The sequence below is a fragment of the Rhizobium sp. NXC24 genome (assembly GCF_002944315.1).
In the GTDB taxonomy this organism is placed as follows: Bacteria; Pseudomonadota; Alphaproteobacteria; order Rhizobiales; family Rhizobiaceae; genus Rhizobium.
This window is the reverse complement of the sequence record NZ_CP024312.1, coordinates 129,572-143,652: the sequence shown is the minus strand read 5'-3', so window position 1 is coordinate 143,652 and position 14,081 is coordinate 129,572. Positions and strand designations below refer to the sequence as shown.

Annotated in this window: 11 protein-coding genes and 2 pseudogenes; 6 read left to right on the top strand and 7 right to left on the bottom strand. The window is 59.4% G+C overall.

What is annotated here, in order from left to right; genetic code table 11:
- Nucleotides 1-27 precede the first annotated feature (27 nt).
- Together NXC24_RS21020 and NXC24_RS21015 are read right to left on the bottom strand one after the other, a co-directional pair.
- Nucleotides 28-1,035: an alpha/beta hydrolase gene (locus tag NXC24_RS21020; protein WP_104825404.1), complete on the bottom strand. Its 1,008-nt coding sequence runs from the start codon at nucleotides 1,033-1,035 to the stop codon at nucleotides 28-30.
- Nucleotides 1,028-1,921, bottom strand: a complete 894-nt coding sequence (locus tag NXC24_RS21015) for an MBL fold metallo-hydrolase (RefSeq protein WP_104825403.1) — start codon at nucleotides 1,919-1,921, stop codon at nucleotides 1,028-1,030. Before NXC24_RS21015 ends, NXC24_RS21020 begins: the two co-directional genes overlap by 8 nt.
- 87 nt (nucleotides 1,922-2,008) lie before the next feature.
- Here NXC24_RS21015 and NXC24_RS21010 point away from each other — a divergent pair, with 87 nt between their 5' ends.
- Nucleotides 2,009-2,944 carry a LysR family transcriptional regulator gene (locus NXC24_RS21010; RefSeq protein WP_104825402.1) on the top strand — a complete coding sequence of 312 codons (936 nt, stop codon included), beginning with the start codon at nucleotides 2,009-2,011 and terminating at the stop codon, nucleotides 2,942-2,944.
- Nucleotides 2,945-3,271: 327 nt separating this feature from the next.
- Here NXC24_RS21010 and NXC24_RS35765 read toward each other — a convergent pair.
- From NXC24_RS35765 to NXC24_RS20985, 5 genes and pseudogenes are all read right to left on the bottom strand, one after another.
- A pseudogene (locus NXC24_RS35765) lies at nucleotides 3,272-3,454 on the bottom strand (FAD-dependent pyridine nucleotide-disulfide oxidoreductase); the annotation flags it as partial.
- A 124-nt stretch (nucleotides 3,455-3,578) separates the two neighbouring features.
- Nucleotides 3,579-4,358, bottom strand: a pseudogene (locus NXC24_RS21000) (gamma-glutamylcyclotransferase).
- Between the two features lie 102 nt (nucleotides 4,359-4,460).
- The gene (locus NXC24_RS20995) at nucleotides 4,461-5,774 is read right to left on the bottom strand and encodes an NtaA/DmoA family FMN-dependent monooxygenase (protein ID WP_104825401.1); all 1,314 of its coding nucleotides are present in this window, start codon (nucleotides 5,772-5,774) and stop codon (nucleotides 4,461-4,463) included.
- Between the two features lie 18 nt (nucleotides 5,775-5,792).
- A complete protein-coding gene (locus tag NXC24_RS20990; protein ID WP_104825400.1) occupies nucleotides 5,793-6,800 on the bottom strand; it encodes an LLM class flavin-dependent oxidoreductase in 1,008 nt (335 codons plus the stop codon).
- Nucleotides 6,801-6,892: 92 nt separating this feature from the next.
- Nucleotides 6,893-7,519 (bottom strand): GNAT family N-acetyltransferase, encoded by a 627-nt coding sequence (locus NXC24_RS20985; protein WP_104825399.1) that lies wholly within the window; start codon nucleotides 7,517-7,519, stop codon nucleotides 6,893-6,895.
- Nucleotides 7,520-7,764: 245 nt separating this feature from the next.
- Between NXC24_RS20985 and NXC24_RS20980 the strand changes: the two genes are divergently transcribed.
- The 5 genes from NXC24_RS20980 to NXC24_RS20960 all read left to right on the top strand — a co-directional run bounded on the left by NXC24_RS20980 (nucleotide 7,765) and on the right by NXC24_RS20960 (nucleotide 14,040).
- Nucleotides 7,765-8,766 (top strand): MsnO8 family LLM class oxidoreductase, encoded by a 1,002-nt coding sequence (locus NXC24_RS20980; protein WP_104825398.1) that lies wholly within the window; start codon nucleotides 7,765-7,767, stop codon nucleotides 8,764-8,766.
- Between the two features lie 43 nt (nucleotides 8,767-8,809).
- Nucleotides 8,810-10,432, top strand: a complete 1,623-nt coding sequence (locus tag NXC24_RS20975) for an ABC transporter substrate-binding protein (protein WP_104825397.1) — start codon at nucleotides 8,810-8,812, stop codon at nucleotides 10,430-10,432.
- A gap of 61 nt (nucleotides 10,433-10,493) precedes the next feature.
- Complete coding sequence (locus tag NXC24_RS20970) at nucleotides 10,494-11,513, top strand: ABC transporter permease (protein ID WP_104825396.1); 1,020 nt, start codon at nucleotides 10,494-10,496, stop codon at nucleotides 11,511-11,513.
- A gap of 41 nt (nucleotides 11,514-11,554) precedes the next feature.
- Nucleotides 11,555-12,379 (top strand): ABC transporter permease, encoded by an 825-nt coding sequence (locus NXC24_RS20965; RefSeq protein ID WP_245464026.1) that lies wholly within the window; start codon nucleotides 11,555-11,557, stop codon nucleotides 12,377-12,379.
- A complete protein-coding gene (locus NXC24_RS20960) occupies nucleotides 12,376-14,040 on the top strand; it encodes an ABC transporter ATP-binding protein (protein WP_104825394.1) in 1,665 nt (554 codons plus the stop codon). Before NXC24_RS20965 ends, NXC24_RS20960 begins: the two co-directional genes overlap by 4 nt.
- Nucleotides 14,041-14,081: the final 41 nt, after the last annotated feature.

The window sequence follows — 14,081 nt, the reverse complement described above, 5'->3', positions numbered from 1 at the left end:
CGATGCCGGAGCCTGGTCGTTCAGACTCTATTCCGGTTTGAAAGCTTCATCGAAGAAGCGGACGACCTCGGCATAGGCCTGCATGCGGTGGCTCTCCATGAGGGCCAGATGTGTCGCCTCCCCGATTTCCACCCATCGCCTGTAGGAGGCACCGGTCAGTTGCTCGAAATAGGCCCGCGCCAGATCAAGCGGAACGTCGATGTCCCATTCGCCGTGCAACAGCAGCACCGGAGCGCGAATCTCGCTCGGCTGATAATATGGGGTTCCAGCTCTCCAGTAGGCGCGGATGTCTTGGATCGGCCCGTTGGTGGCGCGAAGTTTGCCTTGCTCCCTATCGTCTGGCGACGTCTCCTCCGAGAGGGTCAATTCCGACCAGAGATCGAACCAGCCCTCGGGCACAAGACGTTCACGCGCGTATTCAGGTGCGGTGCCCAGCCAACGCGCCAGGGCCGCTTTGACGGGAACAAGCCTGTAGGAGCCGAGGGAACCGCCCTGGTCGATGGGAATGGGAACGTCACTCAGCCATTGTGGCGCGAGCAGCGCGAGCTTGACGACCTTGTCGGCGTTGCGAGCAGCATATGCGCCGGCTACGGTACCGCCCCACGACATTGCGAACACGTTGACAGCCTTCAGGCCCCGAAGTCGAAGCACGAACTCGACAGCCGTTGCGAAGTCGGTGACGCCCGTGTCGGTGGAAACAAGGGGCGGGTTGAGATCGGGCTGCGCCTGCATTTCCGGTGGACGGGTCGATTTTCCGTAGCCCCGGACATCGACGGCAAAGACGTCGAACCCATGATGCGCGAGGAAGTCGATGAAGGACATTCCATTGAAGGGAACGTCGTAAAGACTTCCGGACGAGAAGGTCGCTCCATGCACCATCACGATTGTTTTCTCCGCAAGAAAGACTTTGTGGTCCTTCCTTCGCTTATTGCGCAGATAGAGCTTGATGCCCTCGGTTCCGCTGTCGACGTAATGCTCGTCGAATACGATCTGACTGGCGTCAAAAGCTGACGATGCGAGCTCGTTGTTAGACATAGGACCACCTGAATTTTTCGCCGTCGCGGGTGACATAACCAGCAGACGAACCGGGGAAATGCGTGGAGAAGTACATGGCGCGACTATCAGCTGCGAGTTCGAGGACGCGCCGTCTGGACTGGGCAGCCTGATCCAGGAATTCGCAGAAGACCGTGTTGATGTCGGGCTGTTCCACCTGGATCGGATGGTGCATGACATCGCCGGCGAAGATTGCCGCTTCATTGTCCGCCTCCAGCATAACGGACATATGGCCGATGCTGTGCCCAGGCGTCGGCAAGAAGATGAATCGATCGAGGAAAGGACCGCCTGCGCTGTCGATGAAATCGGCAAGCCCCGCCTCGATCACCGGCCTTACGCTGTCTTCATAGACGCCGAGGCTGGGAGTGTTGACATCGTTGTGACTCGCCGTCGACGCGTAATATTCCTGCTCGGCGCGTGGAAAGACGTAGCGGGCGTTTTTGAAAGTCGGGATCCATCGTCCGTCCTGAAGCACGGTATTCCAGCCGGAATGATCGACGTGGAGGTGGGTATTTATGACAAAGTCGACATCTTCGGGCTCGACACCTGCCTGGCGCAACCTGTCGAGAAACGGAATGGTCTGCTGATGGAAGGCGAGATTGCGCGGTCTCTCCTTATCGTTACCCGAACCCGTATCGATGAGGATGACGTGATGGGGCGTCCTGACAAGCCAGCTGTGGATGCTCATCACAAGGGCATCGCGGCCCTCTTCCATATCGACGGCGGAAAGACGCGGCTCGATCGCCTTGATCTCCTCGGATCCGGCAGTCGGGAAGAGAAATGAGGGCGGAACGCTGTGCAGATACTGCTCCTGCATCTTTCTGACCGTCACGCCGGCAATACGATATTCCTTTCCAAGATCGCTCATGGAATTTCCTTTCGAGTTGAACTGGACCGGGACAGCGCTGTCTGATGGCTATGGACAGTAGGGAGAATTTATGCAACGATCAAATCGATGAATGAAATTGTCTCCATCGATCATTTCAATTTGTGGTCTTTCGACCTCAACCTGCTCGTCGCCTTCGATGCGCTCATGAAGGAGCGTAGCGTGACGAAGGCGGCTGTCCGGCTGAAAATCCAGCAGCCCGCCATGAGCCACAATCTCGGCACTCTCCGGACCCTGCTTCAAGACGAGCTGTTCGTACGTGTCGGTCAGGTCATGCAGCCGACCCATCGGGCGCTGCGCTTCGCCGAAGCCGTGGAGCACATACTCAGTCGCACGCAGCTGGCGATCGTAACGCCTGCGACCTTCGAGCCGGACGAGGCCGAGCAGATATTCCGCATCGGCTTTTCCAGCGAGCTTGAGGTGCTGCTCGTGCCGCGTCTCGCCGCTATGTTGAATGAGATGGCCCCCGGTATCAGAGTGCTTGCGCGAGCGGTCAACCCCGAGCTGGTCCATAAGCTTTTGGACGACAATGTCATCGACCTTGGCGTCGGCTGCTACGATGACGGCAACAACAGACACCGGCGGAGCCTGCTGTTCGAGCAATCGCTGATGTGTTGCTACAATCCGAAGCTTCTTGATCTTCCCGAAACTTTGGACCGCGACAGCTATCTCGGCCTGAAGCATGCCCTGGTTTCCCAGAAGGATGCCATCGAAGGCTGCATTGATGATGCGTTGAAGCGGATCAACGTGCGGCTCGACGTGTCTGTGGCAGCGCCGGAATTCCTCACAGTGCTGACCGCCGTCCTCGAAGCGCCCCTGATCGCCACCCTGCCGACCAGAATTGTGAAGCGGTATGCCGGTCTGTTCGGCTTGGCGATGGCCGAAGTTCCCCTCGATTTGACGGTGAGCCCGATATCGATGGTCTGGTCGGCGGCAGGCGACAATGATCCCGCCAACCGATGGATGCGTTCTCAGGTGGCACGGCTTGTTTCTTCTTATGGCTAAGTTTGGCCGATAACCCTGAATTACCTCTGCCTGCAGTTGTTCATACTTCGCTCTTAAAAGGGAAACGATCCGCCGGCCCCGGCATTTCACAGTCACTTTTTGCATTTGAACAAGCTCGAACTGGCGACCCGCTGCTTTCCGAGCATCAGGCGATGGGTTTCTATTGACAAATTGCGGCAATACTTACCTGACGCATCCGAGATCAAGCGCCAGGGCAATCAACTGCTTCCGCTACTGCGCGACTAAGGCGGTCTGGAGGCGAAGTCTCCCCCAATGATGGCTGCTCACGCACCCCTTCGACACCAGCATCCGGGCGGTCCGAAGATAGGCCATGCGTCCGGCAGGCACATTCAAGCTATGCAGATAAAGCTCGGTGCGATAAGCCGTTGCGGGACGAAGCCGGATCGTCGCCGACAATGGCGATGAATGCCGTTTCAGGAAGCAATTCGACGAGCTTGCAGACGTTGCGATCACGGAAAAGCAGAAGCCCACAACAACGGCATGCGAGATCGTCGCTTGTCCCGCATCCCGATGGGCGGGGGAATTGGCGATGTCCCCTGTTCATCTGATCTAGGGCAGGTGCATCTCCGATCCAAATGCGATGATCCCGTCGCCAGGAAATGCCAGTTTCGTCCTATGCGCTTCCACTCACAAGGCGGACACGGTCTGTCACGCTTTCCAATTCGTGGATAGCCCTAAGCTCACTGGCAACGAGCTTCTGAAGTCTCCACAGGTTGAGGTCCCGAATTCCCCAGGCCTCGAGATGTTTGACCGTCAAATAGAGATATTCGGCGCATGACCCTCTGGCACCGCACGCCCTTGCCAATATGCCTGCTACCGCTTCCAGTGACAGTTTGGAAGCAACATGCCCTCCCTTTGGATCCGCCCAGAAGACCAAAGCACGCACAGGACCTTGCTCGGTCTGTACGCGGATCCACTTTATGGTGGACGAGTCTTCGAGGGTGCCGATTTCACGGCGAAGCATCCGCCGAATCTGGCCCAGGCGATCACCGTCATCCAATCTGAACGCGACGGCCTTGCAGTACCCACCTCGCTTCTATGCAAGCATGAGCCCCGGCTGCGTCAGCGATCCTCGCCATCGCGTCATTCGAAGACAGAACGAGCGATGCCAATCCTTGACTGTTCCGACACGTGCTTCCACTGCATCGAAATCAGGCTTCCAGATCAGCGAGCCGTAGGCGAATACCCAAAGCGCATCGCCTTGCGATTCCTGGTCCAGCCGCTCGGCGATTGCTTCCAGTTCCCCGTCCGTGATCGGTATGCGCAGCGGGTCGGGGCCTGGGTCGATCTCGTCTCGCAAGCTTAGAGTTACCAATTCATCCGTCAGATCCATCTGGGATTGGCCTGCCACGGCTGCGGCGCTTCGTCGAACCACCCGCCTACCTCCGCCCATGGCTAGCCAATGTTCGACTCCCCGCCGAGTTTGCCCGCTGAAACCCTCTGTGATGCGGTCGGCTCGAGGTTACCCGGCAAGCGTCTGCGAGAGCGCCATCTTTCATAGCACTGCCGCCAAGCCTGATAAGGCAGCCGCTGGCAACTGTTTAGGCAAGCCGAGGTTGACACGGAGTGTCTCTTCTCCGTACTCGGTACGATAGACCCCCCGCTCCTGCAAAAGCGGCACGACTTTTTCCACGAATTCGTCAAAGCCGCCGGGGGTCAAATGAGGCGCAAAGACGAATCCATCGGCCGCGTCTGCCTGCACATGGCGATTGATCTCGTCCGCAATGCCATCCGGTGTTCCGACAAAATGCTGGCGCGCGGTGACACGAATGGCCAATTGGCGAATGCTAAGACGATCACGATCGGCAATTTCACGCCAAAGGCGCGCCGTCTCTAGCCGGCCCTTGATATCCTGATTGCTCGCCCGCCCCTGGGCGAGGCGCGAATCGGAAACATTGGGTTCGATCTCCGGCAACGGCCCGTCCGGATCGTAGCTCGATAGGTCGCGGTTCCAGACTTGTTCCAGAAACACGATCGCATTCTTCGGGCTGACCTGCTGGAGGCGGATCGCGTTCAGTTTTTCCTCCGCATCCTTCTTCGTATCACCGATTACGAAGTGAGCCCCGGGGAGGATTTTAAGAGCGTCCGCGCTGCGGCCGTATTTCGCCAGACGCTTTTTCACATCCGCGTAGAAGGCCTGACCCGCTTCCAGTGAGCCGTGGCGCGAATAGATGAGGTCCGCATGACTGGCAGCCAATTCCCTACCTTCATTCGAATCGCCGGCTTGGGCGATCACCGGAGCGCCTTGCGGCAAGGGCGCGAGCCCCGACCGTCCGGCAATGTCGAAGTGTCTGGAGCGAACCGAAAACTCGCCACCCCTCCATATCGCCCATGCCGCTTCGATGAACTCGCGCGCGCGTTCGTAGCGTTCGCCATGCGGCAGGTGATCGCCGCGGCGGAAGTTCGCGCCGGTAAAGGCGCCCGGCGAGGTGACAACGTTCCAACCAGCCCGGCCGCCGGACAATATATCGAGCGTCGCCAATTGGCGGGCGAGCGCGTAAGGTTCGTTGAAGGTCGTCGTCAGGGTACCGATCAAGCCGACATGCTCGGTAATGGATGCAAGCGCCGTCAGAATCGCCAGCGTATTCGGTCGGCCGGCAACGTCCAGCTCATGAAATCGGCCTTTCTGCTCGCGGATACGCAGCCCCTCGGCCAGGAAGATGAAATCGAATTTGCCGCGCTCCACAGTTTCGGCGAAATGTCGGAACGATGAAAATTCGATCTGGCTTCCTGCCGCCGGATCGCTCCAGACGGTGAAATTGTTGACGCCCGGAAACTGCGCGCCGAGAATGACCTGCTTTTTAGCCATGGACTGCTCCCTTGAAACTCACGCCGCCGCCGTAAACCGATTGGCCGCTAGGGGCAGGCCAAACCGATCTCGAAGCGAGCCGCCGGCTGCGGCGCGGACTGGAAAGGCCGCTCTCAATGCAGGCAAAAGCTCGCTGCCGAGATAAGCCACTTGCTCTGCCGGATCGGCGAGCAACAGGCGAATACCGTTGATGCCCGATCGGGCCAGCCCGGCGAATTGCGCCACCAGTTCAGCAGTTGTGTGCCTCCCGGCCTCAAGGGTGACGTCGGCAATAAAGGCTCCTGTCTTGCTGCTGGCAAAGCTGCGGATCCTTTCAGCCGCATCTCCGATGCTCGTTGCCGCCAGGCGCAGAAAGACGATATCAGCCGCCGTCGCGGCGAGAAGATCTTCGTCCTGGCGATAGGTCACAGCAATCACAGGCTGACCTTGCGGCGGCCGCGGCGTAATGGAGGGGCCGAGAATATCGAATCCCGTCCCTTTGAAATTGACGTAATGCAGCTTGGAGCCATCGAGAAAGCGCTGGCTCTCCTTGTCGCGGATGATCGTTCCGTCTTCCCAGCTATCCCATAGAAGCCGGATGACCTCGATCGCATCGCGTATGTCCTGATCCAAAGCCGTGGATTGCGCCGGCGGGAAGCCACCAAGTTCGCCGAGCGCATGCTTGGCTTGTGCTGCCTGGGCTCCACGATATTGCTGCACAAGCAACCCTGCCCTGCCGCCGCTGACGAAGTCCAAGGTCGCGATTGCAGTCGAGACGTGAAATGGTTCCAGGAAACTGACGGGTGCGCCGGCGATGATGCCAATATTGCGGCTGCGCGGCGCAAGCCAATTGGCAAGCAGCACGGCATCCAGACCATCGCCCTCGGCGTGTGCGAATCCATCATCGAGCGTCACAAAATCGACAGCCTCGTCTATCTGCGCGATGAGGGCTTGCCAATGATCGCGCTGGTCTTCGCGCCTGTTGCCGGAACGTGCGGCGACATCAAACCCGACGCCGACAGTCAGGCCAATTGCGATAGTGGTCATGTAAACTCCTGTCTTGTCACGATTTAAAAGCAGACTACCGTCCCGGCGCTTCGCTTTGGATGGGGCGATCGCATCTCCGGTTTTTGAGGGCCTCAGGCAGCAGAGATCTCGTACGTCGCCAGACGCGCGGTGATCTTCTGTTCCTGTGCGGCTTTCAGCGCAGACACGCGCGCCGTCGCCTCCTCGAAAGTGGCCGCGGGCGGATAGATCGGTGTCGAACCGATCTTGCCTGCCTTTGCGCCGATCGGCTTTTCAAACGGCAGGGAGCGGTAATAGACGGGATCCGCAGTCACATCGAAAAGCGGGCGATAGCCGAGCGAAACATAGAGCGCGACAGCCTCCGGCTGACGGAAACCGGTCGACAGATAGGCACGGGTGTAGCCGAGCTCCGCAGCGCTTTCCTCAAGTGCGACTACGATTCGTCGAGCAAGCCCCTGACGGCGCAGCGTCGGATGTGTCCATATGCGCTTGAGTTCAGCCGTTTCGTCATCGTGGCTCATGAAGGCGCCACCGGCGATCGTCTCGCCATCGCGCTGCAGAAGCAGAAAATCGCCAAGCGGCGGAGAGAATAACGTGACGGGATAGCGCAGGATTTCCGTGCGCGCTCCACCCGGCCGGCTCGCAGCGCCGTACCTGCCGTCATATTCGCTCACCAGCCCTTCGATCAGCGGCTGAGCCGCCGGCTCCAGGAGAGAAGAACGGACAATGATATCGGTCATGGGAGCGCCTCCAAATGGTACCTGAAGGCTGTCTGGAGATAGCGCGTAATCGGGATACCCGTCCCGTCGCCCTCTCGATGCCGCTCAGTGCTTCACGCTCTTAGGATGCATGATTGCCGGAGGGCTTCGCACGGCATGATCTTTTATTGTGCAGTCGACGATTGAAACATCATTGCTCGATTTAGTAATCCATTAAAAATATAGATTATGAAGATTGATATTGCCGCCAACCGCCAAGAGGACGGATGTCTTACGCCCTGAGTTTTCTCGACAAGAGCCCGATTGATGGACCCGAGCGTGCATCGCAAGCGTTGCAGCGCAGTTTGGCGCTCGCCAAACGCGCCGAAGAGCTGGGCTACCGGCGCTTCTGGGTAGCGGAGCACCACAACTCCGCCAAACTCGCAAGCTCTTCCCCCGAAGTATTGATTGGCTTTCTGCTAGCGCATACGCACCGCATCCATATTGGCTCCGGCGGAGTGATGCTGCAGCACTACAGCGCATACAAGGTTGCGGAAAACTTCAATCTCCTTTCGGCTCTCGCACCAGGACGCGTCGATCTTGGAGTTGGCAAGGCGCCGGGCGGCCTTCCGCTCTCAACCGGTGCTCTCCAGAAAGCCTATGATCCCGCGCGCAAACTAACGTTCGAAGCGCAGTTGGCCGAGCTGGATGGCTTCTTGCGCCATGAACAGGATATTGAACGCACTACTGATGACCTCGCCGCCTTTCCAGCGCCCGACCTGCCGCCAGGTCGCTTCCTGCTCGGCGCAAGTCCGGAAAGCGCGAAATTGGCTGCTCATCTAGGCTGGAACTATGTTTATGCAGGCCACATTCACGGGGACGACGAAGCGATTTCGCAATCGCTTTCGGCCTATCGGCAGGCGGGCGGCAAGACTGCGCTACTCGCTATCAGCGTCGTAACGGCGCAGACGGCCTCCCTCGCCGAAAGCCTTTTGGGCGACACACGCCGCTTCCGCCTCGAGATCAAGGATGGACAAGGCGTCAATGTCGGCAGCCGCGAACAGGCTTTGGAATATGTCCGCCAGGCCGGCGCAACCGACTATCGTATCGAAGAGAGAAGCCCGCGTGTCATTCGCGGAGCGCCCGCCGACGTTCATGGGGAGCTGCACCGCTTGCACAGGAGATTCGGCATCGATGAGTTCGTCATCGACTGCCCTCTTTCCGAAGGTGCTCATCGTCTGAAAACCATCGAACTCTTGGCCAGCGCACGCGACGCGGTTGCAGCCTGATTGGCTCGACCGCTCACAGACTTTTACAAGGAGATATCCATCAATGCTTATTCGCAGACATTTTCTTAGCCTGACCGTCGCCGTGCTCGTAACCTCCGCGCTGCCTAGCCTTTCCGTTGCTGCGGATGGCACGCCGGTCAGCGGCGGTAAACTGACCTGGGGCGTCGAGACGGAACCGGCCACGCTCAATCCGCAGCTCAACGGGCAGGACAAGACCAAGCTGCTCTTGCGCAACGCCTACGAATCATTGCTGGCTCGCACGGCCGATGGCGGCTACGTTCCCTGGCTGGCAACGGAATATAAGATCTCCGACGACGACAAGACGTATACATTCAAGCTTCGTGACGATGTGACCTTCACCGACGATCAGAAATTCGATGCCCAGGCCGTCATCACCAATTTCACCAAGCTCAAGGATCCGGCTTATAGCGGCAGCGTGAGCGCGGGTCCGGTCTCCCGCATCGTCGAGGCGAAAGCCTTGGACGACTACACAGTCTCCTTTACGTTGAACCAGGTCTATGCGCCCTTTCTCGACTACGCCGCGAGCCTGGAAATCCTCTCACCGTCAGCCTTTGCGTCGACGCAACTGAAATCCGGCGGCCCCGAGATCGCGGGAACCGGTCCCTTCATCCTCAAGCGCTATGCCAAGGGACAAGACATCCAGTTCGTCAAGAATGCGGCCTACCACTGGGCGCCCAAGACAGCCGCCCATCAGGGACCGGCCCATCTGGATGAAGTGACCTATCGCTTCCTGTCCGAATCCTCCGTGCGAACGGGAGCGCTTTCGTCCGGACAGGTCGACGTGATCGAGGGGATCGCCGGCAACGATGCCAGCCTCTTCAAGGACAATCCGGATTTCAGTTATCAGACGGCGCTCAATACAGGCACGCCCTATTCGCTTTTCCTCAATGTCACCTGGGGACCGACCCAAGATATAAAGGTGCGCAAGGCTCTGATCGCCGCCATCGACGTCGATGCGGTTCTGAAAGCGGTCTATCGCGGCGAACGCACCCGGGCATGGGGCATAACATCGCCGATCGACCCGCAATTTTACGACAAGAGCATCGAAGCGACCTATGGCCCCGATCCGAAGGCCGCAAACGCGTTGCTTGACGAAGCCGGCTGGACAGCACGCGAAGCAGACGGCATTCGAACCAAGGACGGTAAGCGGCTGACCATCGAAGTCATCCAGGCGCAAGCGACCGTGCGCGATCAGCGTGACGTTCTGCTGCAGGCTTTGCAGGCGCAAGCACGACAGAACGCCGGGATCGATCTCAAAATCGTCTTCGTGGATGCGGGCACCTATACCGATCGACGCAAGACCGGCCAATTTGGCTCGATCGCCAACTCCAACACGCCCACAGATGCGATCGACATCGAATACCACTACCTGCCCATCGATAAGGGCGGCACCATCAACTATAGCCGCGCCTTTGCACCGGAACTGCTGCAGTGGCTGAATGACGCTGCTTCGACGCTGGACCAGAAGAAGCGCTTCGATCTGTATTCGAAGCTGCAGCGCTTCGCCATTCTCGATCAGGCCTATGCCCTCCCACTTTACGAGCCTGAGGACCAGGTAGCGGCTGCAAGCTATGTAAAGGGGATCAGCTTCCGGCCCTTCAAGCAACTGCCGGAGAGCGCATACGACCTCTGGCGCACCGAATAAACCATCCAGTCAACGCGTTCTCGCGCCTCAAGCGGTGGGGACGATGCAGGAGCGACCGATCATGAGTGCTGACAACGCAACAGCGTTCGACCGGACCCCTTCGGTTTGGCTATCACGCCGAGGCCGCCGATGGAAGCGCAACAGTCTCTCATCGCGGATCCTGGTTCGCATCGGATCGGCAATCGCGGTCCTATGGGCCGCGGTTACGCTGAGCTTCATCAGCGTGCACCTTGCGCCGGGCGACATTGTCAGCCTGCTGATCGGAGAGCAATTGCAAACGCCCGAAGTGGAGACCGCCATTCGCCTGGAATGGGGATTGGACAAGCCGTTGCTGACCCAGTACTTGACCTACTTGCCGCGTGTTCTTCATGGCGATTTCGGTCGTTCCTACATCCTGCAGACGGATGTCTCGGGCCTCGTCCTGTCGCAGATGTTGCCGACGTTGAAGCTCACCGCGGCTGCACTTGTCGTGGCGGTGGTGTTCGCCGTTGCCAGCGCCCTGCTGACGGCCGGCAAACGCCTGCCCCGTAGCATCGCAGGCAGCGTTGAACTCATCCTTATCTCGACGCCGTCCTTCTGGCTCGGCATCCTATTGCTATTCATATTTTCCTTTACCTTGAAACTCTTTCCAGTTGCCGGCGATCGGACATTCTCGACATTGGTGCTGCCGGCCTTGTCGCTTGGCCTATCCCTCGGCGCCGTCGTCGGACAGGTGCTGCGCGAGGGACTTGAGCGTGCCCTGGAAGAACCCTTCGTTCTGACGGTCCGGAGCTGGGGTGTCGGCGATTTCGTCTTGAGGCTACGCCACGGCCTGCGTCACGCAGCACTTCCCGCCGTGACGCTCGCCGGCTGGCTCGTCGGCAATCTGCTATCGGGCGCGGTCATCACCGAAGCTGTATTCGGCAGGCCCGGATTGGGTCGTATCACGGTCGACGCCGTTCTGGCGCACGACCTGCCCGTCGTGCTTGCGGTCGCCATCCTCTCGGCCTTCATCTATGTCGTCCTCAGCACGCTGGTCGACGTGCTGTATCTGCTGCTCGACCCTCGTCTTCGTAATGATAACGTGGAGGCGGGCCATTGAGTGTCTCTTCCTCTCCACAGCAAGAAACCGATCGGCGCCATCTGAGGCTTCACACGCGGTTCGCAAATCCCGGGCTCAACCTTTCCATCATTTTCCTGCTGCTCGTGGCGGTCGCCACCATCTGGCCGCAAATTCTGACAGCCGCCAATCCGATTGCCGCCGACCCTTTGCAAGCCCAGTTGCCGCCATCGGCCGAACATTGGTTCGGCACGGATCATCTGGGAAGAGATGTCCTCTCGCGCGTGGTTTACGGAGCGCGCTACTCCATTTTGATCGGCGTCAGCGCCGTTACCATTGCCGCAATCGTCGGGGCTTTTCTTGGGCTTCTGTCCGGCCTGGCCAGAGGCGTTCTGGATGAAGCCATCTCGCGCTTTCTGGATGTGATTTCGTCGTTCCCGGACCTGCTGCTCGCTCTTGTCCTGATCTCGTTCACCGGGCCTGGCACGGTCAATCTCATCCTCGCGCTCGGTGTCGCCTCCGTGCCGCGTTTCGCAAGGGTCGTGCGCGCGCAGACCTTCGTGATTGCTAAAAGCGGTTATGTCGAGCAGGCAAAAACCTTTGGACTGACGCCCAGCGTGCTGGTGGCTCGCCACATACTGCCCCATGCTCTGGCCCAGGTGCCGATCCTGGCGACGATCGGTCTCGGCACGACGATCATTCAGGCAGCGGGCTTAAGCTTTCTCGGCATGGGTCCGCAGCCCCCGGCACCGGAGTGGGGAGCAATGCTGGCGGAAGCGCGCAACTACCTGCGCGTCGCCTGGTGGATCGGCGTATGGCCCGGTCTCGCCATTACGCTGACGGTCATTTCCATAAGCGTGCTTGGAAGACGCTGGCAGCTTGCCTTCGAAGGCAGGAGGGTATCGTGACCTCTGTGCTCGACATCCGCAACCTCACTATCGGGTTTCCCCAAGGCGGCTGCGCTAATACGGTCGTCCATGGCATTGACCTGACGATCAATCGGGGCGAAGTGGTCGCCCTCGTCGGAGAATCCGGCTCCGGTAAGTCCGTGACGGCGCGCTCGATCATCGGGCTGGCCGGTGCAGGCGCAGCCATTGGTGCCGATCGTTTTGATATCGATGGAATCGATGTACGCGATTTCGACGAAAAGGACTGGCAGCGGCTTCGCGGCGGAAAGATAGGTTTCGTTCTTCAGGATGCGCTGGTCTCTCTCGATCCGTTGAGACGAATTTCGCAGCAATTGTCGGACGCCTTTGGCGGACGCGGCCTTTTTCGCCGACCCAATCGACACGAAGACAGCCGCCTCGTACTGCAGTCGGTCGGCATCCCCGATCCGGATCGCCGGCTGCCGCAATATCCGCACCAGCTCTCTGGCGGCTTGCGCCAGCGTGCCCTCATCGCAACGGCTATAGCCCGTGGACCGTCACTGTTGATTGCCGACGAGCCAACGACCGCGCTGGATGCGACCGTTCAGAAACAGATACTCGATTTGCTGGCCGAACGTCGAAAGGCCGGCCATACGCTCCTCCTGATCAGCCATGATCTCGCCGTCGTCTCGCATCTTGCCGATCGTGTGCTTGTCATGAACAGCGGCCGCATCGTCGAGGCAGGTCCGGCGGAACAGATACTAAGACGACCTAAGCATCCCTATACGCAGCAATTGTTGGATGCCGTGCCATCCGCCAGCTCAAGGGGATTCCATTTATCTCCAGCGACAGCAGCGGATTTGCGGGCGACACCAGCGCAGCAGCACTCCCAGACCGGTGACCGCTCCAGGATTCCCCTGCCGACAAAGTCGATCGATCATCAGGTCCACATTCTGTCGGCTCGCAACCTCGTTAAACGCTACGGCGGATCGGGCGGTATTTCTGCCGTCAACGATGTATCCTTCGATCTCGCGGCAGGCGAAGCCCTCGGCATCGTTGGCGAGTCCGGTTCCGGCAAGACGACCGTTGCGAAAATCGTTCTTGGCTTGGCGGAACCAGATAGTGGAACGGTCTACCTCGACGGCGAGCGCTGGAGTAGTGTCCCCGAGAAAGAACGCCGTCACAGGCGCGCAAGCATGCAACTGATCGCACAGGATGCCCTCAGTTCCTTCGATCCCCGCTATACGGTTGAAAGAATCGTCGGCGAAAGCCTCGATAGCGTCGGCGTCTTTGGCGCCGCACGCCTCCAGCGCGTGCTTGAAGTGCTGGACGCGGTCCGTCTCGGCGAGGCGCTCCTGAAGCGTCATCCGCGCGAGCTTTCCGGCGGCCAGCGCCAACGTGTCGCCATCGCACGCGCCTTTGCGCCGCGTCCGCGGCTTCTTGTAGCCGACGAGCCGGTCAGTGCGCTCGACGTATCGGTGCAGGCGCAGGTGCTGGATCTGCTGGCCGAACTTCAGGCCGCATCCGGAACCTCGCTCCTATTCATCTCTCACGATCTTGGCGTCGTCCATCACCTGACCGATCGTGTTCTCGTGATGAAGGAGGGCCGGATCGTCGAAGCAGGCGCGGTGGAAGATGTCTTCGCCAGCCCGCGTCACAATTACACGCGCGCCCTGCTGGAAGCGGTTCCGGCTTTGACCTGAGAGGCGCGATCCGAGGCATGCTTTCGAACCATCAAGGAAAT

Bases quoted from the DNA above. Each gene is read 5' to 3' on its own strand.
- NXC24_RS21020 (WP_104825404.1), bottom strand. From the start codon at position 1,035: ATGTCTAACAACGAGCTCGCATCGTCAGCTTTTGACGCCAGTCAGATC.
- NXC24_RS21015 (WP_104825403.1), bottom strand. From the start codon at position 1,921: ATGAGCGATCTTGGAAAGGAATATCGTATTGCCGGCGTGACGGTCAGA.
- NXC24_RS21010 (WP_104825402.1), top strand. From the start codon at position 2,009: ATGAATGAAATTGTCTCCATCGATCATTTCAATTTGTGGTCTTTCGAC.
- NXC24_RS20995 (WP_104825401.1), bottom strand. From the start codon at position 5,774: ATGGCTAAAAAGCAGGTCATTCTCGGCGCGCAGTTTCCGGGCGTCAAC.
- NXC24_RS20990 (WP_104825400.1), bottom strand. From the start codon at position 6,800: ATGACCACTATCGCAATTGGCCTGACTGTCGGCGTCGGGTTTGATGTC.
- NXC24_RS20985 (WP_104825399.1), bottom strand. From the start codon at position 7,519: ATGACCGATATCATTGTCCGTTCTTCTCTCCTGGAGCCGGCGGCTCAG.
- NXC24_RS20980 (WP_104825398.1), top strand. From the start codon at position 7,765: ATGTCTTACGCCCTGAGTTTTCTCGACAAGAGCCCGATTGATGGACCC.
- NXC24_RS20975 (WP_104825397.1), top strand. From the start codon at position 8,810: ATGCTTATTCGCAGACATTTTCTTAGCCTGACCGTCGCCGTGCTCGTA.
- NXC24_RS20970 (WP_104825396.1), top strand. From the start codon at position 10,494: ATGAGTGCTGACAACGCAACAGCGTTCGACCGGACCCCTTCGGTTTGG.